The sequence below is a fragment of the Microbulbifer sp. CNSA002 genome, assembly GCF_047324085.1.
GTDB lineage: Bacteria > Pseudomonadota > Gammaproteobacteria > Pseudomonadales > Cellvibrionaceae > Microbulbifer.
Genome location: NZ_CP172449.1, coordinates 575,001 through 596,948 on the forward strand (window position 1 = coordinate 575,001; position 21,948 = coordinate 596,948).

General features: G+C 52.2%; 16 protein-coding genes, 5 tRNA genes and 2 rRNA genes (1 of these 23 cut by a window edge). 22 read left to right on the forward strand and 1 reads right to left on the reverse strand.

Going from position 1 to position 21,948, the window contains the following annotated elements; genetic code table 11:
• Positions 1–2,538, forward strand: a 23S ribosomal RNA gene (locus ACG1BZ_RS02495); it begins 344 nt to the left of the window's first position.
• Between the two features lie 203 nt (positions 2,539–2,741).
• Positions 2,742–2,857 (forward strand): 5S ribosomal RNA (gene rrf / locus ACG1BZ_RS02500).
• 780 nt (positions 2,858–3,637) lie between these two features.
• Here rrf and ACG1BZ_RS02505 read toward each other — a convergent pair.
• Entirely contained in the window at positions 3,638–4,597 is a 960-nt protein-coding gene (locus ACG1BZ_RS02505; protein ID WP_413664275.1) for a hypothetical protein, read from the reverse strand.
• A 154-nt stretch (positions 4,598–4,751) separates the two neighbouring features.
• Here ACG1BZ_RS02505 and ACG1BZ_RS02510 point away from each other — a divergent pair, with 154 nt between their 5' ends.
• The 20 genes from ACG1BZ_RS02510 (at position 4,752) to rpoB (ending at position 21,837) form a co-directional block, all read left to right on the forward strand.
• Positions 4,752–6,200, forward strand: a complete 1,449-nt coding sequence (locus tag ACG1BZ_RS02510; protein ID WP_413664276.1) for an alpha/beta fold hydrolase — start codon at positions 4,752–4,754, stop codon at positions 6,198–6,200.
• The gene (locus ACG1BZ_RS02515) at positions 6,197–6,934 is read left to right on the forward strand and encodes an ATP-binding cassette domain-containing protein (protein WP_413664277.1); all 738 of its coding nucleotides are present in this window, start codon (positions 6,197–6,199) and stop codon (positions 6,932–6,934) included. Before ACG1BZ_RS02510 ends, ACG1BZ_RS02515 begins: the two co-directional genes overlap by 4 nt.
• Positions 6,931–8,121, forward strand: coding sequence for an ABC transporter permease (locus ACG1BZ_RS02520; protein WP_413664278.1), 1,191 nt, complete (start codon positions 6,931–6,933; stop codon positions 8,119–8,121). The genes ACG1BZ_RS02515 and ACG1BZ_RS02520 overlap by 4 nt, the downstream gene beginning before the upstream one ends.
• Before the next feature lie 27 nt (positions 8,122–8,148).
• Positions 8,149–9,261 carry an alanine racemase gene (gene alr, locus ACG1BZ_RS02525; protein WP_413664279.1) on the forward strand — a complete coding sequence of 371 codons (1,113 nt, stop codon included), beginning with the start codon at positions 8,149–8,151 and terminating at the stop codon, positions 9,259–9,261.
• Entirely contained in the window at positions 9,258–10,268 is a 1,011-nt protein-coding gene (gene birA / locus ACG1BZ_RS02530; protein ID WP_413664280.1) for a bifunctional biotin--[acetyl-CoA-carboxylase] ligase/biotin operon repressor BirA, read from the forward strand. The genes alr and birA overlap by 4 nt, the downstream gene beginning before the upstream one ends.
• A complete protein-coding gene (locus ACG1BZ_RS02535; protein ID WP_413664281.1) occupies positions 10,265–11,002 on the forward strand; it encodes a type III pantothenate kinase in 738 nt (245 codons plus the stop codon). The genes birA and ACG1BZ_RS02535 overlap by 4 nt, the downstream gene beginning before the upstream one ends.
• Positions 11,003–11,016: 14 nt before the next feature.
• Entirely contained in the window at positions 11,017–11,706 is a 690-nt protein-coding gene (locus ACG1BZ_RS02540; protein ID WP_413664282.1) for an SPOR domain-containing protein, read from the forward strand.
• Between the two features lie 192 nt (positions 11,707–11,898).
• A tRNA-Thr gene (locus ACG1BZ_RS02545) sits at positions 11,899–11,974 on the forward strand.
• 108 nt (positions 11,975–12,082) lie between these two features.
• Positions 12,083–12,166 (forward strand) — tRNA-Tyr (locus ACG1BZ_RS02550).
• Positions 12,167–12,222: 56 nt separating this feature from the next.
• Positions 12,223–12,296: transfer RNA gene (locus ACG1BZ_RS02555), tRNA-Gly, on the forward strand.
• Positions 12,297–12,365: 69 nt separating this feature from the next.
• A tRNA-Thr gene (locus ACG1BZ_RS02560) sits at positions 12,366–12,440 on the forward strand.
• Between the two features lie 129 nt (positions 12,441–12,569).
• Positions 12,570–13,763 carry an elongation factor Tu gene (gene tuf, locus ACG1BZ_RS02565; RefSeq protein ID WP_108731642.1) on the forward strand — a complete coding sequence of 398 codons (1,194 nt, stop codon included), beginning with the start codon at positions 12,570–12,572 and terminating at the stop codon, positions 13,761–13,763.
• Between the two features lie 97 nt (positions 13,764–13,860).
• Positions 13,861–13,936, forward strand: a tRNA-Trp gene (locus tag ACG1BZ_RS02570).
• Between the two features lie 116 nt (positions 13,937–14,052).
• On the forward strand, positions 14,053–14,421 hold the full coding sequence (gene secE / locus ACG1BZ_RS02575) for a preprotein translocase subunit SecE (RefSeq protein WP_108731643.1): 369 nt from the start codon (positions 14,053–14,055) through the stop codon (positions 14,419–14,421).
• A gap of 10 nt (positions 14,422–14,431) precedes the next feature.
• On the forward strand, positions 14,432–14,965 hold the full coding sequence (gene nusG, locus ACG1BZ_RS02580) for a transcription termination/antitermination protein NusG (RefSeq protein ID WP_108731644.1): 534 nt from the start codon (positions 14,432–14,434) through the stop codon (positions 14,963–14,965).
• Between the two features lie 154 nt (positions 14,966–15,119).
• Complete coding sequence (gene rplK, locus ACG1BZ_RS02585) at positions 15,120–15,551, forward strand: 50S ribosomal protein L11 (protein ID WP_108731645.1); 432 nt, start codon at positions 15,120–15,122, stop codon at positions 15,549–15,551.
• A complete protein-coding gene (gene rplA, locus ACG1BZ_RS02590; protein ID WP_413664283.1) occupies positions 15,552–16,247 on the forward strand; it encodes a 50S ribosomal protein L1 in 696 nt (231 codons plus the stop codon). It begins immediately after the preceding gene.
• Between the two features lie 277 nt (positions 16,248–16,524).
• On the forward strand, positions 16,525–17,019 hold the full coding sequence (rplJ, locus tag ACG1BZ_RS02595) for a 50S ribosomal protein L10 (protein WP_282934404.1): 495 nt from the start codon (positions 16,525–16,527) through the stop codon (positions 17,017–17,019).
• 77 nt (positions 17,020–17,096) lie between these two features.
• Complete coding sequence (rplL, locus tag ACG1BZ_RS02600) at positions 17,097–17,465, forward strand: 50S ribosomal protein L7/L12 (RefSeq protein WP_282934403.1); 369 nt, start codon at positions 17,097–17,099, stop codon at positions 17,463–17,465.
• A gap of 298 nt (positions 17,466–17,763) precedes the next feature.
• On the forward strand, positions 17,764–21,837 hold the full coding sequence (rpoB, locus tag ACG1BZ_RS02605) for a DNA-directed RNA polymerase subunit beta (RefSeq protein WP_282934402.1): 4,074 nt from the start codon (positions 17,764–17,766) through the stop codon (positions 21,835–21,837).
• Positions 21,838–21,948: the final 111 nt, after the last annotated feature.

Sequence of the window (21,948 nt, forward strand, 5' to 3'; positions counted from 1 at the left end):
TTAGAGTGAAATCGAGTAGGTCGGGACACGTGTTATCTTGACTGAATATGGGGGGACCATCCTCCAAGGCTAAATACTCCCAGCTGACCGATAGTGAACCAGTACCGTGAGGGAAAGGCGAAAAGAACCCCGGAGAGGGGAGTGAAATAGAACCTGAAACCGTATACGTACAAGCAGTAGGAGCCCTTCGGGGTGACTGCGTACCTTTTGTATAATGGGTCAGCGACTTATTGTCTGTAGCAAGGTTAACCGCTTAGGGGAGCCGTAGAGAAATCGAGTCTTAATAGGGCGTTTAGTTGCAGGCAATAGACCCGAAACCCGGCGATCTATCCATGGGCAGGTTGAAGGTTGAGTAACATCAACTGGAGGACCGAACCCACTAATGTTGAAAAATTAGGGGATGACCTGTGGATCGGAGTGAAAGGCTAATCAAGCCGGGAGATAGCTGGTTCTCCTCGAAAGCTATTTAGGTAGCGCCTCGCGTCTCACCCTCGGGGGTAGAGCACTGTTTGGGCTAGGGGGTCATCCCGACTTACCAACCCCATGCAAACTCCGAATACCGAGGAGTGCAATCGCGGGAGACACACGGCGGGTGCTAACGTCCGTCGTGGAAAGGGAAACAACCCAGACCGCCAGCTAAGGTCCCAAATATCAGTTAAGTGGGAAACGATGTGGGAAGGCCCAGACAGCTAGGAGGTTGGCTTAGAAGCAGCCATCCTTTAAAGAAAGCGTAATAGCTCACTAGTCGAGTCGGCCTGCGCGGAAGATATACCGGGGCTCAAACTGATAACCGAAGCTGCGGATGCTCTTAGGAGCATGGTAGAGGAGCGTTGTGTAAGCCGTTGAAGGTGGATCGGGAGGTCTGCTGGAGGTATCACAAGTGCGAATGCTGACATGAGTAACGATAAGGGAGGTGAAAAACCTCCCCGCCGGAAGACCAAGGGTTCCTGTCCAACGCTAATCGGGACAGGGTTAGTCGACCCCTAAGGCGAGGGCGAAAGCCGTAGTCGATGGGAAACAGGTTAATATTCCTGTACTCGCTATTACTGCGACGGAGTGACGGAGAAGGCTAGGCCGGCATGGCGATTGGTTGTCCATGTTTAAGGTTGTAGGCTGGGGACTTAGGCAAATCCGGGTCCCTAAGGCTGAGAACTGATGACGAAGCCCACTTAGTGGGTGAAGTGGTTGATGCCCTGCTTCCAGGAAAAACTTCTAAGCTTCAGGTAATAGTGAATCGTACTCTAAACCGACACAGGTGGTCAGGTAGAGAATACCAAGGCGCTTGAGAGAACTCTGGTGAAGGAACTAGGCAAAATGGTACCGTAACTTCGGGAGAAGGTACGCCGGTTTTGGTGATGGGACTTGCTCCCTAAGCTGAGGCCGGTCGAAGTGACCAGGTGGCTGCGACTGTTTATTAAAAACATAGCACTCTGCAAACTCGTAAGAGGACGTATAGGGTGTGACGCCTGCCCGGTGCCGGAAGGTTAATTGATGGGGTTAGCTTCGGCGAAGCTCTTGATCGAAGCCCCGGTAAACGGCGGCCGTAACTATAACGGTCCTAAGGTAGCGAAATTCCTTGTCGGGTAAGTTCCGACCTGCACGAATGGCGTAACGATGGCCACGCTGTCTCCACCAGAGACTCAGTGAAATTGAAATCGCTGTTAAGATGCAGTGTACCCGCGGCTAGACGGAAAGACCCCGTGAACCTTTACTACAGCTTTGCACTGAACTTTGAGCCTATTTGTGTAGGATAGGTGGGAGGCTTTGAAGCAGCGACGCTAGTTGTTGTGGAGCCGTCCTTGAAATACCACCCTGGTATGTTTGAGGTTCTAACTCTGGTCCGTTATCCGGATCGAGGACAGTGTATGGTGGGTAGTTTGACTGGGGCGGTCTCCTCCCAAAGAGTAACGGAGGAGTACGAAGGTGCACTCAGCATGGTCGGAAATCATGCAATGAGCATAATGGTATAAGTGCGCTTGACTGCGAGACAGACATGTCGAGCAGGTACGAAAGTAGGTCATAGTGATCCGGTGGTTCTGTATGGAAGGGCCATCGCTCAACGGATAAAAGGTACTCCGGGGATAACAGGCTGATACCGCCCAAGAGTTCACATCGACGGCGGTGTTTGGCACCTCGATGTCGGCTCATCACATCCTGGGGCTGAAGCCGGTCCCAAGGGTATGGCTGTTCGCCATTTAAAGTGGTACGCGAGCTGGGTTTAGAACGTCGTGAGACAGTTCGGTCCCTATCTGCCGTGGGCGTTGGAGATTTGAGAAGAGTTGCTCCTAGTACGAGAGGACCGGAGTGAACGAACCTCTGGTGTTCCGGTTGTCACGCCAGTGGCATTGCCGGGTAGCTATGTTCGGACGGGATAACCGCTGAAAGCATCTAAGCGGGAAGCCTCCTTCAAGATAAGATCTCCCTGAGGCCTTGAGCCTCCTGAAGGGCCGTGGAAGACTACCACGTTGATAGGCTGGGTGTGGAAGCGTTGTGAGGCGTTGAGCTAACCAGTACTAATTGCCCGTGCGGCTTGACCATACAACAGAGATGGTTACTAACGACTAGCTAAGCTAGCGGATTGTGAGTTAGAGACATACGATCGCTTGCGGTGTATTACTACAGATTGTTTTACCGACTTATTTGGGGTTATCGCCGGTCAACAATATGACCGAGGCAAACAGCGATAACACGGCAGGCCAAGCACATTGCTTATAAGACCAACGCCAACCCAAGCCAGTTTGCCTGACGACAATAGAGTTGTGGAACCACCTGATCCCTTGCCGAACTCAGAAGTGAAACGCAACATCGCCGATGGTAGTGTGGGGCTTCCCCATGTGAGAGTAGGTCATCGTCAGGCTTCTAATCCGAAAAGGGCCACCCAATAGGGTGGCCCTTTTTTTATGGCTGAAAATACTTTAAAGAAGCAAAAAACAAAAGAAAAAAATAAGAAAGGGAAGGAAGAGAGAGAAAGCAGAAAGTACTTAGTCGAAATTAAATAGAAAAAATAAAAATAGCTCTGAAAAATTTTAATGCTCAACTTTCTATTTAAAAAGTCAGTCAGTAATTAAAAAAAACCTAAAACTACCTGAGCACCTTAAACAGACGCTCTCCTAAAAAGCCTATAAAAATAGGTCTTTACCGATCTTCTCTCCAAACGCCTTTACACTCACTCAAAAAATAATCCAACAAAATAACTCGCGCAAAAACCAGAAAAGTACCCATACCACTCCCGTCAAAAATTAAATTTAGCCGGTAAAAATATCGGTGATTTTTTAGTCTCTGCAGTAATCCCCTGTAACCACGGGGCCTGTAGCCCGTTTATTAAAGTTATGCACAACTCTATCCAGACTTTCTGTTAGTAACCGCTGGCTGTGGAAATCCACGCAAAAAGTGCTGCTTTTTTACCCGTCTTCAATAGAGCCAAGCAACCACGGGGCTGGCAGGGGATATCCCGGAGTTATACACAACTCTATCCATGGTTTCTGTTGGTAACAAAGACGCCATAAAACGGACATCAGTTATTAACAGTGTTATGAGCGGTAAATCTGTGGATTACTGCGGCTGATTGGTACGCCAGTATGCGAGAGAAGAAAAATTTGGGGATAAAAAAAGCCCCACCAGGTGGGGCTTGGGCGAGCTAATAGGCAAAGGCGTTATCTGGAACGAGATCAAAGTTCATATCATTCAAACTGAGGTCTTCCAGTGGAACCAGCTCGGCAGGGAGAGCAAAGCGTCGTGTGGCATTGTTCTGGTGCCAATCCAATACTTCAATGTCTGCTGACTCTTCTTGCTGTAGATCTTGTAAAAAGGTCTTCAGCTCAGTGGTACTCGCAGTAATTAGCGACTGGTAGTCGTAGGTTCCCAGTAGTTTAACGAAGCGGTATTCATCTGTGGCCTCTTCAATACGCAGCCAGGCCTGCCCATTGGAATTACTATCCTTGCCGAGAATAACCGGGCCGTGATCATCGTCGAACACTGGAACGAGCTGATAATCGGGAACAGGTAGTATTGTCCCAACCCAAACCCATCCAGAGAGGCTGGTGCGGCTTAATTGCCATTCACAGAGCCATACCGTCTGATCATCGTCAATGCGAAATTCCCGGTACTCCCTTTGGCTTAAATAGTTGTCAAAGCTCACTTCGGCATTGGGGTTATCTTTACGAAAACTATGAAGCTGTTGTGTCATTTCATAGTTTACTTCCCAATGCTTTTTCAAGCGCCACTGCATTGGGTATTGGCCCCATTCAACGATATATTCTTCGTGCTCGCGAACAGTTTCGACTACGCGCCAAAAGGCACCGTCAATAAGAATGCAGGTATCCCCGAGCTTACAGCCCGGTGCAATGATGCTGCATTCAGGTGAGGCTTCGGATGCACTCACTAAGTGTTCGCTACGCCCTTCAATAACGTCATACCAGGGAAATCCGTGACGCAATGGTGGCGGGAATGCCAATGGCGGCCGGCCGCCAAGTAATCGTCGGAAGAGAACCGATTTTTCAATTTCAAGATCAGAAAGTGTATAGCCTTCCTGTTGTGTGATTTGGCCCCAGGCAAAGGCGGCTCGGATTAGGTGTTTTTCTCGGTCTGAAAAGCTCATGGGTGCAATCATGGGCAACTAAATACGAAACCATACCACTGTGCAGGGGTGGGCGCTAATGCAAATGCAATTATCTGCCTTTTGCTGGATGACGACACCTTAGGAGCAGTTCGATACACTGGTTGGGATAAATTTGTTGGATAGGGGGTTGGCAGTGGTTTGGATACAGAGGTTTGCGATCTTCGCGGTTAGCTTGTTTATATGGCTATCTCCAGCAGTTGCAGAAGACAGAGAAGAAAATAACTTCGAGTCCTGCTACCTGGACGGCTGGAGCCATGCTCTGCACTGTACAAAGATACCGGTTGGTGAAGGAGAAGCGGCAGTAGATCTAGCGGTAATGATAGCCCCAGCAGTTAATGACATTGGACTGGAGCCACTTTATTTACTGGCCGGTGGCCCCGGTCAGGCAGCGAGTTATCTGACCCCGATTCTAAATGCCTTATATAAAGTCAATCAGAGTAGGGCGATCGTACTTGTCGATAGGCGCGGTTCGGGTTACTCGGCTGCATTTGACTGTGGGATCGACGGAGAAGTCCATATGGATCTGGAGGCGGTCACCGATCAATTCTCAACTTGCTACCTTGAAAACTCCTCCTTTGCTAAAACACTGCATAGCCGTCAAGCGGTTGATGATCTGGAGGAAGTGCGCCTTCAGTTGAGACATAAAAAAATTGCTTTGTGGGGAGGTTCTTGGGGAACTCGCACCGCGCTTCTTTACCAGCAATGGTATCCCGAAAGTTTAAGTGTCCTGATCCTGGATGCCGTAGCCCCGATTGATTCAAAAGTTTTTCTTACTGCGCAAGCTGCTGAAAAGGCGCTGCTAAAATTGGAGAAAGACTGCAGTCAGGATCCGGTGTGCTCCGAATTTGGCGATTGGAGATCTGACCTGGATAGCTTGCTTAGGGACTGGGATGGAAGAGCATCGAACTTCCCGGACCCCCACTCTGGTCGCACAATGGAAACAAGTGTTCCCCGTAGCTTCATACAAAACCTGATAAGGACCGCGCTCTACGCACCTGAAATGGCAGCGCAGTTACCATACGCTATTAGCCAGGCTGAGGAGGGTAATTATTTACCGCTATCGGGGTTGGTTGGACTTTTATCTGATGATGGAAGTATGTCTATGGGGCTCACCTTATCAGTTGCTTGCGCTGAAGAATTAAATCGCACTACAGAGGAAGAGCTGGCTGCAGATATTCGCGATAGCTTTTTAGGTGATGCTTTTTTTGAGATTTTTGCTGAGGGTTGCAAGGTGTGGCCCGTATCTCCTATCACTTACGAAGTCCCGGAAGAAAGAAATCATCCTGTGTTAATTATTTCCGGGGAGGCTGACCCTATTACCCCACATTATTATGCGGAACAAAGCTTGGGGTATCTTTCAGAATTAAAACAGGTAGTGGTTCCAGGTGGTGGACATATCAATAGTATGCGCGGTTGTATACCAAAGCTAATAGATGATTTTCTAAAATCTCCACTTGCTTCTTTAGATAGTGACTGTATTGCGGATATTCAAAGACCACCTTTTATGGCGGGTGCTTTTGGACCTGAAATTGATAAAGCGGTATCGAGTGAGTTGCTATCGAGCCAAGGGGATAACAAATGATTGCTGTTAAATCTATTCACAAGCAATTCTCTGGAAAGAAAGTACTCAAAGACCTGAATTTCAATATACCTGATGGCCAAATAACCGCTTTGCTGGGGGCCAATGGAGCCGGTAAAACTACTTGCCTGAGAATTATAGCGGGGTTGGTAAAACCGGATGAAGGTACAGTATTTGTTAGTGGGCTTAATGTGGCCGAAAATCCATTAGAAATAAAGCGGCAATTGGGCGTTGTCGGCGATCGTGAAGGCTTGTATGAACGACTTACTGTAGCGGAGTACTTATCATTTTTCGCCAGTGCGCAGGGATTATTTGGGGCAGAGCTTAAGCGCGCATTGAATTCTGTTCGAGAAGAGCTGGAATTAGAAGATTTGTGGCAACGTCGGACAAAAGGCTTTTCCCAGGGGGAGAGAATGAAAGTGTCGCTGGCGCGGGCACTAGTCCACCGGCCTACGCATTTGATACTTGATGAACCGACGCGCGGGCTTGATGTCCTTGCAGCGAGACTGCTGCGGAAAACACTTCTGCGGTTGCGCTCTGAGGGCGTAGCCATTTTATTTTCCAGCCATATTATGGCTGAAGTTACTGAGTTGTCAGATAGGGTATTGGTGATGGCTAACGGTGCTATTGTCGATAGTGGTACCCCGGATGAGCTTGTAGAACGCACAGGCTGTAAAAACCTGGAAGATAGTTTCGTCACTCTGGCTTACGGGGTTAAAGGGGAGGTGATGGCATGAAATTTTTAAACCTATTATTTACTCCCGCCATGTCTGCTCTTCTGAAGAAGGAGTTATTAGAGGTTTGGCGTGACCGGCGAGCACTGTATTTATCTTTGCTGTTTGCCATTTCATTTCCCGGAATGATCGCATCGATGACTCTGTTTATGTTTAAGTCCCAAGGGGAGAGGACATTTCAGCTAGCGTTGTTAGGCGGTCAGGATTTACCAGTATTGGAGCAGCAGCTGAGTAAAGGGCGGGTGGAGCTGGATAGCCTGTCAGAAGGGGACCCGATAGCTTTACTTGATGAAGGTTACGACGCAGTTGTGAAAATTGACGAAGGTTTTTCTACCGATTATCGCAATTTCCGCAGCCCCAAGATTTATTTGTATGTTGATAGCTCCGATCGTTTCAGTGGGCAAGGCGCGAGTCATGTTCAACAAAAGCTGGGTGAGCTACAACAGCTCATTGTTCAGCAAAGAATGGTCGCTAGGGGAGTCCCACTAAAAACAATGGCACCCTGGCAAGTCCAGGTCAGGGATGTCAGTACCCCGTCTACCCGCAGTGCCTGGATTGTTGGTTCAATACCGACACTCTTGATAATGACGCTGTTTATAGGTTGCCTGTCCTCGTCCATTGATGCCTCTGCCGGTGAGCGGGAGAGAATGAGTTTTGAAATATTACTGCAACAACCTCTGGCCGCCTGGCAGGTGGTCCTGGCCAAGGTGCTCGCTGTAGCCAGTATCAGTTGGTTATCTTCAATTCTTGCGTTAGTTTCGCTAATGGCTGTTTTTCCATTTTTGCCCTTGGCTGAAATGGGGATACAACATGCAACTACGCTGAGTGGCATGGTTGCGATGGCGCTAGCCCTGCTCCCACTGGCTCTATTGGTTGCCGTACTGCAAATATTGTTAGCGTTGCGTTCCCAGTCATTTAAAGATGCCCAAACTCAATTGAGTATATTGCAGATTTTACCTGTCACTATGTTGTTAATATTGGATATGTCATCCATAGAGCTAGAGGGGCCTGCCTGGCAGTTGGTCCCGCTGGTCGCGCAACAGCAGTGGTTTAAGGCTCTACTGGTTGGGGATACGGTCTCCATATCACTGATGATCGCTGGCTCACTGGTCAGCCTTTTGTTGGTTGTTGGGTGTATATTAGGCGGTGCCCGAGCGCTGCAGCGAGAGAGTCTGCTCGGAGCTACCTAGCTTACTGATTTAGAGAGTTGTACTGGTATGAGTGACTTTCGTGAAGGGTTATTAAGTATCAACCTGAGGTCTATAGCAGATAACTATCAGGATCTGGCTAATCGCTTGAAAGCCGGCGCCCGGTGCGGTGCTGTGGTTAAAGCGGATGCTTACGGCTTGGGAATGGCTCATGTTGCACCAGCGCTATACGCTCAGGGATGTCGCGACTTCTTTGTGGCCACCCAAGCCGAGGGGGAGCGCTTGCGCAGTGACCTCGGCAACGATGTGAATATAGTCATTTTTACCGGTGTTAGGCCTGGTGCTGAACTAGAGTGCGCTCGCGCGGGTTTGATCCCCACATTGTTTACTCTGGATCAATTGAAGAACTGGGTCGAAATCTGCGAGAGCGCTCAGTTGGAGGCCCCTTGCGCCGTAAAAATTGATACCGGCATGACTCGGCTGGGCTTGACCCCAGATGAGTTCGAATTACTGCTCAAGGACCGCCCTCTCTTGGAGTCCGCCGATGTTCGGATGTTCTTCAGTCATCTTGCCTGTGCAGACCAGCCCCAGCATCCGCATAACAAGCTTCAGTTGAACGAGTTTAAGACCGCGGGCGATCGCTTGCGGGAACTGTGCCCGGATATCCAGCTTAGTCTTGCGAACTCATCCGGTATCTTTTTGGGTGAGGACTATCACTTTGATATTGCCCGACCGGGCTCCGCACTGTACGGCCTTAACCCTGTCCCTGAGGCTGAAAACCCGATGCGTCCAACGGTGACTTTGGGCTTACCAATTGTCCAAAAGCGCTATGTCAGTCAGTCCCGGTCTGTGGGGTATGGTGCGACCCAGGAAGTTCCCGGAGATAGTTGGCTTGCGGTAGCTCGGGGTGGATATGCCGATGGCATTATACGAGCCCAAGGGGGGCGGGGGCGCGGATGGGGGCACGGCCGCCCTCTGCCAATTGTCGGGCGTATATCAATGGACTCTACCACTTTCGATATTTCGGGTCTCAGCGAAGAGGAGCGGGACTCCCTTCAGTCGATCGAGATTCTCAATGACCAGCTTACGGTGGATGAGGTCGCTGGGTATGCCGGGACTATCGGTTATGAAGTCCTGACGAGCCTCGGGCATCGCTATGGCCGCCATTATGTAAAAGGTTGAACAAATTGCAGGACGTCGCCGCAAAAACACCATTAGAACAGCTTCGCCCGGTGCTGGAGCTTCTGGCGGATGGGGAAATACACTCGGGAGAATCCCTCGGGAATGCGCTTGGTGTCAGCCGAGCCGCTGTTTGGAAACAACTACAAAAGCTCGAGAGCTACGGCCTGACGCTTGAGTCTGCTAAGGGGCGAGGTTATCGCTTGCCGGGAGGTCTTGACCTGCTATCTGAACAGACTGTTACCGCTCAGCTGGATGGTTCAGCCCGAACGCTACTGCGCGAGTTGCAGGTTTTTGATGAGTTGAGTTCAACGAACTCCCTGTTACTGGAACGTTTTGAAGAAGGTAAGGGACACGCTGTAGCGATTCTCGCCGAGCGGCAAAGTGCCGGTCGGGGCCGCCGTGGTCGCAACTGGGTCAGCCCCTATGCCACAAGTATCAGCCTCTCAGTGGGCTGGGAGTTTAATGGCGGTGTACAAAGCCTGGAGGGGTTGAGTCTTGCCGTCGGTGTTGCTGTGGCAAAAGCGCTCGAGCGTTTTTCTGTACCGGGCGTGCGCCTGAAGTGGCCAAATGATGTGTGGTGCCAGGGCCGTAAATTGGCCGGTGTATTACTTGAGCTAAAAGGGGATTTAACCGACCGCTGTTCAGTGGTTATCGGTATCGGGTTGAATAATGGTCTCAACGCAAAGACAGCAGAGGAGATTGATCAACCATGGGCAGATCTCCAGCAAGTCCGTCCTGGTATTGGCCGCAGTGAATTAACTGCGGCGATACTCAGCGAGCTGTTACCGATGCTGGAAACTTACCCGGAAGGGGGGTTCGCCACTTACCGCGAATCATGGTCAACCCTAGACCAGTTTGCCGGGCAGCCAGTTCAGTTGCAGTCAGGTAATTTGAGCTGGGAAGGTGTTGCGGCCGGTGTCGATGAAAAAGGAGCCTTGTTACTCGACACTGATAAAGGGCAAAAGTCATTTCATGGGGGGGAAATCTCGTTGCGGGGGCAGGTGTGATTCTAGAGCTGGATGTCGGCAATACACGGGGTAAGTGGCGCTACCTGGTCGAAGGCGAGGTGATAGCCCGTGGTGATATCGAAACTGGGCAGTTGCGCCAGCAGGTTTTGCCTGAGGGTTGGGCAGACTTAACCCCCTACCGTTTTCGGGTAGTGAATGTCGCCGGTCCCGTTGTTGCTGAATTCTTGAGTCAGGTGGCCCGAGACCTGTTCACACTGGAGGCTGAATTCTCTGCAGTGGCACCTCAATGTGCCGGCGTTATCTGTGGGTATGAAGACCACTCCGCCCTGGGGGTGGATCGGTGGCTGGCAATGTTGGCGGCCTACCAGCAATCTCCCCGAGCATCATTAATTGTGGATTGCGGCAGTGCGGTCACCTTAGATTTGCTGGACAATAGCGGGCGCCACATTGGGGGATATATCGTTCCCGGTTTCGGATTGATGAATCGCGTTCTCAGTGTCGATACCCATGCAGCAAAGAGTCGTGAGGCACTGGCCCTGACAAAAACATTGGGCGCGGGACGCAATACCAATGAGGCGATAAACCGTGGCCTCTTGCTGATGGTGTTGGGTGCGGTTGATCGAGCAATGGAAGAATTGCAGGTCCACTCCGGTTCCCCCCCTTTATTGTGGTTAACCGGTGGAGATGCGCAGTTGCTCTCCGCAGTTTACCAGCACGAACATCGCCTGGTTCCTGATTTGGTGATGGATGGGTTGGCCCTTAGTAATCCATAAAAATTTACTCTGTTATGCGCTGGATAGCCCTTTCTTTAGTTGCCCTGAACGCTGTGCTTTTTGCCTGGTATATGTTGGTAGCGCCATCTCCGCAGTTAAGTAGCGGCAAGAGCCCGATCCCTCTCGAGTCGGAGGGAAAGAAAATTACCCTCGTTAGCGAAATATCCCCTGAAGAGCTGCCTGCTCCAGAGAAGGCTGGGGCACTGAGTAAGGAGTCCTTTGAGGTTGAGCAGCTTTGTACGCTGTTGGGGCCTTTCGCGGAGGAGTACCAGGGCGAGGATCTCTTGCAGCGAATCCGGTCCCTTCAGGTTAAAGCCGAACTGCGTGATATAGAAATGCAGGGGCAGATGCGCTACTGGGTATATCTGCCGCCACTGAGTTCGAGGCGGGAGGCCTACAACCGCTTGCGTGAACTACAGTCTCAGGGGATCGACAGCTATGTCATTCCCAAAGGCGCATTGGAAAATGGCATTTCATTTGGGATTTTCAGTGAGCGAGCCCGAGCTGAGTCCCATACCGCCGTTTTGAAGGAGAGGGGGGTTACCGCGCAGTTCAAGGAGGAGCCGCAAACCTATATGGAGCGGTGGATAGTTATGCCCCCTGGCAGCACAGAAAGTCTTGCAGAAGAATTTTGGCGACAACTGCAAAGTGAATACCCGGATCTGGATCGGCGCCCAAATCTTTGTTCTGAAGTACTTGGCTAACAAAAAAGCAGATTTATCAGAAAATCATCAGGTGGTGTCTCGAATCGCTGTTTTTTTCAACAAGTTGGAATAGGCGACATAAAAAATATGATTTATCTGCAAAAAGGGTGTTGCGTGTCGAGATAAGTTCCCATAGAATCCCGCCTCCATTGACGAGGGTGACATAACAACTTCGGCAATGAACGGGATAGGGCTGGCGTAGCTCAGTTGGTAGAGCAGCTGACTTGTAATCAGCCGGTCGGGGGTTCGACTCCTCTCGCCAGCTCCATTTTCATCCCGTTGCTGTCAAAATTAGGTTTCGCTGCTAAGTGTGTGAAATTTAAAGAAAAATTGTTGACAGCGCAGCGAGATGTGTAGACAATGCACACCGCTTTGAGCAGGGGTTCCCGAGTGGCCAAAGGGATCAGACTGTAAATCTGACGCGAAAGCTTCGGTGGTTCGAATCCACCCCCCTGCACCATATTACACCTTAGGGTGTTGCGCGAAATCGAATGGTTTCGCATGGAGGTCCCGAAAGCGGGCATAGTTCAATGGTAGAACCTCAGCCTTCCAAGCTGATGATGCGGGTTCGATCCCCGCTGCCCGCTCCAAGTTTTGGGGTTGGTTGGAATGCTCTCCAGGGTGCAACATTTTAAGATGCCGTTATCGGCAAGATTTTAGCTCATGTAGCTCAGGGGTAGAGCACACCCTTGGTAAGGGTGAGGTCGGCGGTTCAAATCCGCCCATGAGCTCCATTTTATATGACCGCAAGGGTGAAAGCTCTTGCGGTTGTTTGTGTCCGGGGTCGGATTTTCCGGGTCGGATGTGCATGTTCTGGACGTGGGTGGTGCCGTTATCGGCTCGCCTATATATAGGAGGCTGCAATGGCAAAAGAAAAGTTTGAACGTTCCAAGCCCCACGTGAACGTGGGCACCATCGGTCACGTTGACCACGGTAAAACCACCCTGACCGCTGCTCTGACCCGCGTATGTGCGGAAGTTTGGGGTGGTGACGCTGTTGCTTTCGATGGTATCGACAATGCACCGGAAGAGCGTGAGCGCGGTATCACCATCGCTACTTCTCACGTTGAGTACGAGTCCCCGACTCGCCACTATGCTCACGTAGATTGCCCGGGACACGCCGACTACGTTAAGAACATGATCACCGGTGCTGCTCAGATGGACGGCGCTATCCTGGTATGTTCCGCAGCTGACGGCCCCATGCCGCAGACTCGTGAGCACATCCTGCTTTCCCGTCAGGTAGGTGTACCTTACATCGTTGTATTCCTGAACAAGGCGGACATGGTAGACGACGAAGAGCTGCTCGAGCTGGTAGAAATGGAAGTTCGCGAACTTCTGGATCAGTACGAGTTCCCAGGTGACGACACTCCGATCATCGTTGGTTCTGCTCTGATGGCCCTGAACGGCGAAGACGACAACGAAATGGGTACTACCGCTGTTAAGAAGCTGGTAGAGACTCTGGACGAGTACATCCCTGAGCCAGAGCGCGCTGTAGATCAGCCGTTCCTGATGCCGATCGAAGACGTATTCTCTATCTCTGGCCGTGGTACTGTTGTAACTGGTCGTGTAGAGCGCGGTGTGATCAACACTGGCGACGAGATCGAAATCGTTGGTATCAAAGAAACCACCACTACTACCTGTACTGGTGTTGAAATGTTCCGCAAGCTGCTCGACGAAGGTCGTGCTGGTGAGAACATCGGCGCACTGCTGCGCGGCACCAAGCGTGACGAAGTAGAGCGTGGTCAGGTACTGGCTAAGCCGGGCTCCATCACTCCGCACACCAAGTTCGAAGCGGAAGTGTATGTACTGTCCAAGGACGAAGGTGGTCGTCACACCCCGTTCTTCAAAGGCTATCGTCCTCAGTTCTACTTCCGTACTACCGACGTAACTGGTGCGGTAGAGCTGCCGGAAGGTACTGAAATGGTAATGCCGGGCGACAACATTCAAATGGTTGTTACCCTGATCGCTCCGATCGCCATGGAAGACGGCCTGCGCTTCGCTATCCGCGAAGGTGGCCGTACCGTAGGTGCGGGCGTTGTTGCTAAGATCATTGAGTAATCTTTGATTTCTGCATCACAATACTCTATGTGGTGCACCAGGTGGGAGAGTTCCTGTAGCTCTCTCATCTTTGAGTGCGAAAGTGCTCACACTGTACAGGCCAGTAGTTCAATTGGTAGAGCACCGGTCTCCAAAACCGGGTGTTGGGGGTTCGAGTCCCTCCTGGCCTGCCATTTTTAATCACTCCGCTTAGATAAGCTTAGGGGTGTCGCAAAACCCTACTTGTCAGTGGGGCTTTTGTGTTTATGAGCGCTAAAAGATTATCTATAGTGCGCTAAGGGCTTCTTATATGAATGCTAAAACAGAAGCGAAAACCTTTCGTCTTGACGGTCTGAAGTGGTTGTTAATAGTGCTGCTGGTGGGCGGTGCTGTTGCAGGCAATTCATATTACGCCGAATTCCCTTTGTTTTACCGAGTGTTGGCAGTAACTGCCATCTGTCTGGTAGCTCTGGTTGTGGCTGTAAATACCGCCAAAGGCAATGCGTTGTGGCAACTGTTGCGCGAAGCGCAAACTGAAGTCAGGCGTGTGGTTTGGCCGACCCGCCAAGAAGCAACCCAGACCACAGCGATTGTGGTTGTTTTCGTGTTGATTATGGCGCTTATCTTGTGGGCGCTTGATTCGGCTCTGGGTTGGGCGGCTTCCAAATTTATCGGCTAAAGGTTGATACATGTCAAAGAATTGGTATGTGGTCCAGGCTTACTCGGGCTATGAGAAGCGTGTCGCCAGCTCCCTGAAAGAGCGCATTGAGCTGAACGAAATGGACCACCTGTTTGGTGAAGTCCTGGTTCCCACGGAAGAAGTGGTTGAGATGCGCGCAGGGCAAAAGCGTAAGAGTGAGCGCAAGTTTTTCCCGGGCTATGTTCTGGTAGAAATGGAATTGAATGACGATACCTGGCACTTGGTGAAAGAAACTCCCCGAGTACTGGGTTTTATCGGCGGTAAGGCGGATAAGCCAGCCCCGATTACTGACCGCGAAGCGCAGGCTATCCTGAATCGCATCGACGATTCCGCCGATAAGCCCAAGCCCAAGACTCTGTTTGAACCCGGTGAAATGGTTCGAGTTATCGACGGTCCGTTTAATGATTTCAACGGTGTGGTTGAAGAGGTTAACTACGAGAAGAGTCGCTTGCGAGTGGCTGTGTTGATCTTCGGACGTTCCACCCCGGTTGAACTGGAGTTCAGTCAGGTAGAGAAGACCTGATTCCAGTATAAATTTTTTGCCCCCTTTCGCCGCGAGGTGGAAGGGGGTTTTCGCGTCCCCGAAAAATGAGTTTTCATTTCGGGGTTCGGGGAGCTTGCCCTTAAACCTTATGGCTGAGTGGCGGGCGTTAATACCCAACTAGAGGAGAGCTGTAATGGCTAAGAAAGTAGAAGCTTATATCAAGCTGCAAGTTAAGGCCGGCCAGGCCAACCCGAGTCCGCCCGTTGGTCCCGCACTGGGTCAGCACGGTGTGAACATCATGGAATTCTGTAAGGCGTTCAACGCCCAGACCCAGAGCCTCGAGCCAGGTCTGCCAGTTCCAGTTGTAATCTCTGTATACAACGACCGCTCCTTCACCTTCATTATGAAGTCGCCGCCCGCCGCTGTACTGCTGCGCAAGGCTGCCAAGATCAAGAGCGGTTCCGGTCGTCCGAACACTGAGAAAGTGGGTAAAGTAACCCGCGCTCAGCTGGAAGAGATCGTAGAAATGAAGAAAGCAGACCTGACTGCATCCGACTTGGACGCGGCCGTGCGCACTATCGCCGGTTCCGCTCGCAGCGCCGGTATCGAAGTGGAGGGTCTCTAAGTGGCTAAATTGAGCAAGCGTCAGCGCGTAATCGCTGAGAAAGTTGAAGCTGGTAAGGCTTACGGTATCGAAGAAGCTGTAGCCCTGCTGAAAGATCTGTCCAACGTTAAGTTCGCAGAAACTGTAGACGCTTCTGTAAACCTGGGCATCGATCCGCGTAAATCCGACCAGGCTGTTCGCGGTGCGACCACTCTGCCGCACGGTACCGGTAAAGAAGTTCGCGTAGCTGTTTTCACCCAGGGTGCAAACGCTGATGCCGCTAAAGAAGCGGGCGCTGACCTGATCGGTATGGACGAGCTGGCTGCCGACGTTAAAGCGGGCAAAATGGACTTCGACGTAGTTATCGCTTCTCCCGATGCGATGCGCGTTGTAGGTCAGCTGGGTCAAATTCTCGGCCCGCGCGGCCTGATGCCGAACCCGAAGACTGGCACCGTAACTCCAGACGTTGCGACTGCGGTTAAAAATGCCAAAGCGGGTCAGGTGCGTTTCCGCGCTGACAAAGGCGGCATTATCCACGGTGGTATCGGTAAAGTGGCTTTCGATGCGAACTCTCTGAAAGAGAACCTGGAAGCTCTGGTTGCCGACCTGAAGAAAGCCAAGCCGGCTTCTGCAAAAGGTGTATATCTGAAGAAGATCACCCTGAGCACCACTATGGGCCCGGGTCTGGTTATCGATCAGTCTTCCCTGAACATCTAAATATCACTGCGGGGTGTGATCACCTCTCAGTAAATCGAACTTTGGGGTCCACCTGAATGCTTCGGCACAAGGTGGGCCGTCAAAGACCGTAGGTGTCAGGTGCGTTGAGGTTTAACGTGCCTGGCTTAATCCGAACTTCGGCCAGGTTGGCCATTGCGAGGTTCGAGCCTACGCAGACGGTGTCGCCCAAACCAGTATTTTTACTGGATTTGAGCTTTATGCACCGGAACGGATCGGACGTTTAAGTCCGGTTTTTTTCAAATCCAGGAGTGACACTATGGCTATTGGACTCGAAGACAAGAAAGCGATTGTCGCAGATGTCCAGCAAGCTGCTGAAGGTGCTCTGTCTGCGGTTGTTGCGGATTCCCGCGGCGTAACCGTGAATGACATGACCACTCTGCGCAAAGAGGCTCGCGAGAACGGCGTTTGGTTGAAAGTCGTCCGCAACACTCTGGCGCGTCGCGCTCTGGCAGGTACCGAATACGAATGTCTGACTGACAAATTCGTAGGTCCTAGCATCATTGCATTCTCTAACGAACACCCAGGTGCCGGCGCGCGCATCCTGAGCCAGTTCGCTAAAGGCAATGACAAGCTGGAACTGAAAGGTGCTGCCTTCGAAGGCGCGATCACCGACGTCGCATTGTTGGCAAGCCTGCCGACTTACGACGAGGCGATCGCCAAGCTGATGAGCGTGTTGAAAGAAGCATCTGCTGGCAAGCTGGTTCGCACTATTGCGGCCGTTCGCGACCAAAAAGAGCAGGAAGCTGCGTAATTTTTTCGCTAGAGCGAATCGCAGTTTCAAAACGAAATACGAGCAGCTACTGCTCAAACCAATTCAGGTACTGAATCATGTCTCTGACTAAAGAAGATATCATCAATGCTGTTGCCGAAATGTCCGTTAAGGATGTTGTTGAGCTGATCGAAGCAATGGAAGAGAAATTCGGCGTAACTGCTGCTGCAGCAGTTGTAGCTGGCCCAGCTGGTGGCGAAGCTGCCGCTGAAGAGAAAGACTCTTTCGACGTAATCCTGACCTCCCCAGGCGACAAGAAAGTGAACGTGATCAAAGTTGTTCGCGGCATCACTGGCCTGGGCTTGAAAGAAGCTAAAGGTCTGGTAGACGGCGCTCCGAGCCCGCTGAAAGAAGGCGTAAGCAAAGACGAAGCTGAAGCAGCTAAGAAAGAGCTGGAAGAAGCTGGCGCAGTTGTAGAACTGAAGTAATTCGGTTCTTGCGTCTCCCGCTAGCTGTCGCGTAAAGCGGCGGGTAGCGGTAAGGCTGGTGGACTTTTGTCCGCCGGCCTTTTTGCCGTTTGCGGTACTGAGGTTTTTACCGGTGCCGGCGGAATTTAAAAACCGTGGCAAACCTCATTTAACCATAGCGCAGTAGCGCTACCCAAAAGCAAGCGGAGAGGTTTCTGGCCAGTGCAGGCAAGTTGCATTGACCAGAGGCTTCTCGCCCGGAGGGGCTCTGGACTGGAGTCCCACGAAGTCTTGTCACTGATCAAGCTGGGGAATTTGAATGGCTTACTCATATACTGAGAAAAAACGTATCCGCAAGGATTTTGGCAAACTGCCTAAGGTCATGGATGTGCCCTTTCTGCTTGCGATACAGCTCGATTCTTATCGCAACTTTACACAGGCCGACAAGCGCCCCGACGACCGTATGGACGTTGGCCTGCAAGCGGCGTTTAAATCTGTATTTCCGATTGTCAGCTATTCCGGCAATGCCGCCCTGGAGTACGTAAGTTATACGCTGGGTAAGCCCGCTTTTGACGTTAAGGAATGTACCCTGCGCGGCGTAACCTATGCATGTCCGCTGCGCGTGCGTGTGCGTCTGATTATTTACGATAAAGAATCTGCGAATAAGTCCATTAAGGACATTAAAGAGCAGGAAGTTTACATGGGCGAGATTCCGCTCATGACCGACAACGGTACCTTCGTAATCAATGGTACCGAGCGCGTTATCGTATCCCAGCTGCACCGTTCCCCGGGTGTATTCTTCGATCACGACAAAGGCAAGACTCACTCTTCCGGTAAGCTGTTGTACGCCGCGCGTGTCATCCCCTACCGTGGCTCATGGCTGGACTTCGAGTTCGATCCGAAAGACCTGGTGTTTGTGCGTATCGATCGTCGCCGTAAATTGCCAGCGACTATTCTGCTGCGCGCCCTGGGTTACACCTCCCAGGAAATGCTGGAAATGTTCTTCGAGACCAGCACCTTTGAGCTGTTGGAAGACCGTGTCAGCCTGGAGCTGATTCCGTCTCGCCTGCGCGGTGATGTTGCTTCTTTTGACATCAAAGACGGCCAGGGCAAGGTGATTGTCGAAGAGGGTCGCCGTATTACCCCGCGTCATATCCGTCAGTTGGAAAAGGCCGGCGTAGAAAAGCTGGAAGCACCGCTCGAGTACCTGTTTGGCCGTGTACTGGCGAACGACATCATCGATGAGTCCACCGGTGAGATCGCGATCGACTGTAACACCGAGATTACTGATGAAGTAATCGCCAAGCTGCGTGTACTGAACGTTAAGAGTTTCCAAACCCTGTACACCAACGACCTGGATCGCGGTCCGTTTATCTCCGACACCCTACGTGCAGAGCCGTCTCGCACTGTGTTGGAAGCGCTGGTAGAGATTTACCGTATGATGCGCCCGGGCGAACCGCCCACCAAGGAGTCCGCAGAAGCGCTGTTCGAGAACTTGTTCTTTACCGACGAGCGTTACGACCTGTCCGCTGTTGGCCGCATGAAGTTCAACCGACGTCTGGGTCGCGAAGACGAAACTGGCCCCGGCACTCTGAGCAAAGAAGATATCGTCGAAGTTCTGAAGACTCTGATCGATATCCGCAACGGTCAGGGCATGGTCGACGATATCGATCACCTGGGTAACCGTCGCGTGCGTTCCGTAGGCGAAATGGCTGAAAACCAGTTCCGCGTTGGCCTGGTACGTGTAGAGCGCGCTGTTAAAGAGCGCCTGTCCATGGCGGAGTCCGAAGGCCTGATGCCTCAGGACCTGATCAATGCCAAGCCGGTTGCCGCTGCCGTGAAGGAATTCTTCGGTTCCTCGCAGCTGTCCCAGTTTATGGACCAGAACAACCCGCTGTCGGAAGTGACTCACAAGCGTCGTGTTTCCGCCCTCGGCCCGGGTGGTTTGACCCGTGAGCGCGCTGGCTTTGAGGTGCGCGACGTGCACCCGACTCACTACGGCCGCGTATGTCCGATTGAGACGCCGGAAGGACCGAACATCGGTCTGATTAACTCCCTGGCCACTTACGCCCGCGCCAACCATTACGGTTTCCTCGAGAGCGCCTACCGCAAAGTGGTCGATGGCAAGGTAACTGATGAAATTGCGTACCTGTCCGCGATCAATGAAGCCAACTTCATTATTGCCCAGGCGTCTGCGGAAGTAGATGACAACGGCAACTTTGTTGATGACCTGATCAGCGTGCGTCACCAGGGCGAATTTACCCTGAAAGCACCGGGCGAAATCCAGTATATGGATGTTTCCGCCAAGCAGGTGGTTTCCGTAGCTGCGGCGATGATTCCATTCCTCGAGCACGATGACGCCAACCGTGCATTGATGGGATCGAACATGCAACGTCAGGCGGTACCGACCCTGCGCGCTGAAAAGCCGCTGGTGGGCACCGGTATGGAGCGCACTGTAGCGCGCGACTCCGGCGTGTGTGTGGTTGCTAAGCGCGGCGGCATTATTGAGCGCGTTGATTCCAGCCGTGTGGTTGTTCGCGTGGCCGACGCTGAGGTGGAAGCCGGTGATGCAGGTGTGGATATCTACAACCTGACCAAATACATCCGCTCCAACCAGAATACCTGTATCAACCAGCGCCCGATCGTTAATACCGGCGATCGTGTAGTCCGTGGCGATATTCTCGCCGATGGTCCCTCTGTAGACCTGGGTGAGCTGGCTCTGGGCCAGAATATGCGCATCGCATTTATGCCCTGGAATGGTTACAACTTTGAGGACTCCATCCTCATCAGTGAGCGCGTTGTACAGGAAGACCGCTTCACCACCATCCACATTCAGGAGCTGACCTGTATTGCCCGCGATACCAAGCTGGGCAGTGAGGAAATTACTGCGGATATCCCCAATGTTGGCGAATCTGCCCTGAATAAGCTGGACGAGTCCGGCATCGTATACATCGGCGCAGAAGTAGGCGCTGGCGATATCCTGGTCGGTAAGGTCACTCCGAAGGGCGAAGCCCAGCTGACTCCGGAAGAAAAACTGCTGCGCGCAATCTTCGGGGAGAAAGCTTCCGACGTTAAGGACACCTCCCTGCGCGCGCCCAGTGGCACCCGCGGTACGGTGATCGACGTTCAGGTATTTACCCGCGACGGCCTGCAGAAAGACCAGCGCTCCCTCGATATCGAGAAGTCACAGCTGGACGAGGTTCGCAAGGATCTGAACGAAGAATACCGCATCGTTGAAGGTGCGACCTTCGAGCGTCTGCAACAGGCTCTGCTGGGCCAAAAGGCCGCCGGTGGTAAGAGTGTTAAGAAGGGCGATGAGATGACCGCTGAAGTCCTCGCCGCTCTGCCGCGCGAAGACTGGTTCAAGCTGCGTATGGAAGACGACAGCCTGAACGATCAGCTGGAAAAAGCGGAAGCTCAGCTGAAAGAGCGTCGCAAGCTGCTCGACGAAGCCTTCGAAGACAAGAAGAAGAAACTGGAGTCCGGCGATGACCTGGCTCCGGGCGTGCTGAAAATCGTCAAGGTTTACCTGGCGATCAAACGCCGCATCCAGCCGGGCGACAAGATGGCCGGTCGTCACGGTAACAAAGGTGTTATCTCCGTAATCAAGCCCGTTGAGGACATGCCTTATGACCAAAACGGTGAGCCGGTAGATATCGTCCTGAACCCGCTGGGCGTTCCCTCGCGGATGAACGTTGGTCAGGTTCTGGAAATGCACTTGGGCATGGCCGCTAAAGGCCTCGGCGTTAAAGTCGACAAGATGATCAAGGAGCAGCAGGAAATCGCCAAGGTGCGCGGATTCCTGGAAGAGGTCTACAACTCCACTGGCGGACGCAAGGAAGAACTCGACGAGTTCTCCGATGAGGAAGTCATGACCATGGCGCAAAACCTGCGTCGCGGTGTACCTATGGCGACCCCGGTATTTGACGGTGCCGATGAAAGTGAGATCAAGCAGCTGCTGCGTCTTGCCGATATCCCGGATTCCGGTCAGATCACCCTGCACGACGGCCGCACCGGCGATGCTTTCGAGCGTCCGGTAACTGTGGGCTACATGTACATGCTGAAGCTGAACCACTTGGTAGACGACAAGATGCACGCGCGTTCTACCGGTTCCTACAGCCTGGTTACCCAGCAGCCGCTGGGTGGTAAAGCCCAGTTCGGTGGTCAGCGTTTCGGGGAGATGGAAGTGTGGGCGCTGGAAGCTTACGGCGCTGCATACACCCTGCAGGAAATGCTCACGGTTAAATCCGATGACGTGGAAGGCCGTACCAAGATGTACAAGAACATCGTGGACTCCGACCACCGCATGGAGCCGGGCATGCCGGAATCCTTCAACGTACTGGTTAAGGAAATCCGCTCTCTCGGTATGAACTTCGAGCTTGAGCACGAGTAAATCCGAACCCGTACCGAAGCCTGTTGGCAGGTGAAATGAGACAAGTGCCAGCGCCCCTCGAAGCAGTGGGGCAGCTGGCTAGCCCGGCGGCTAGTGCGAGTGCCGGGTTGA

Coding starts and splice junctions, on each gene's coding strand:
- ACG1BZ_RS02505 (WP_413664275.1), bottom strand. CDS start 4,597: ATGAGCTTTTCAGACCGAGAAAAACACCTAATCCGAGCCGCCTTTGCC.
- ACG1BZ_RS02515 (WP_413664277.1), top strand. CDS start 6,197: ATGATTGCTGTTAAATCTATTCACAAGCAATTCTCTGGAAAGAAAGTA.
- ACG1BZ_RS02520 (WP_413664278.1), top strand. CDS start 6,931: ATGAAATTTTTAAACCTATTATTTACTCCCGCCATGTCTGCTCTTCTG.
- alr (WP_413664279.1), top strand. CDS start 8,149: ATGAGTGACTTTCGTGAAGGGTTATTAAGTATCAACCTGAGGTCTATA.
- ACG1BZ_RS02540 (WP_413664282.1), top strand. CDS start 11,017: ATGCGCTGGATAGCCCTTTCTTTAGTTGCCCTGAACGCTGTGCTTTTT.
- tuf (WP_108731642.1), top strand. CDS start 12,570: ATGGCAAAAGAAAAGTTTGAACGTTCCAAGCCCCACGTGAACGTGGGC.
- secE (WP_108731643.1), top strand. CDS start 14,053: ATGAATGCTAAAACAGAAGCGAAAACCTTTCGTCTTGACGGTCTGAAG.
- nusG (WP_108731644.1), top strand. CDS start 14,432: ATGTCAAAGAATTGGTATGTGGTCCAGGCTTACTCGGGCTATGAGAAG.
- rplK (WP_108731645.1), top strand. CDS start 15,120: ATGGCTAAGAAAGTAGAAGCTTATATCAAGCTGCAAGTTAAGGCCGGC.
- rplJ (WP_282934404.1), top strand. CDS start 16,525: ATGGCTATTGGACTCGAAGACAAGAAAGCGATTGTCGCAGATGTCCAG.
- rplL (WP_282934403.1), top strand. CDS start 17,097: ATGTCTCTGACTAAAGAAGATATCATCAATGCTGTTGCCGAAATGTCC.
- rpoB (WP_282934402.1), top strand. CDS start 17,764: ATGGCTTACTCATATACTGAGAAAAAACGTATCCGCAAGGATTTTGGC.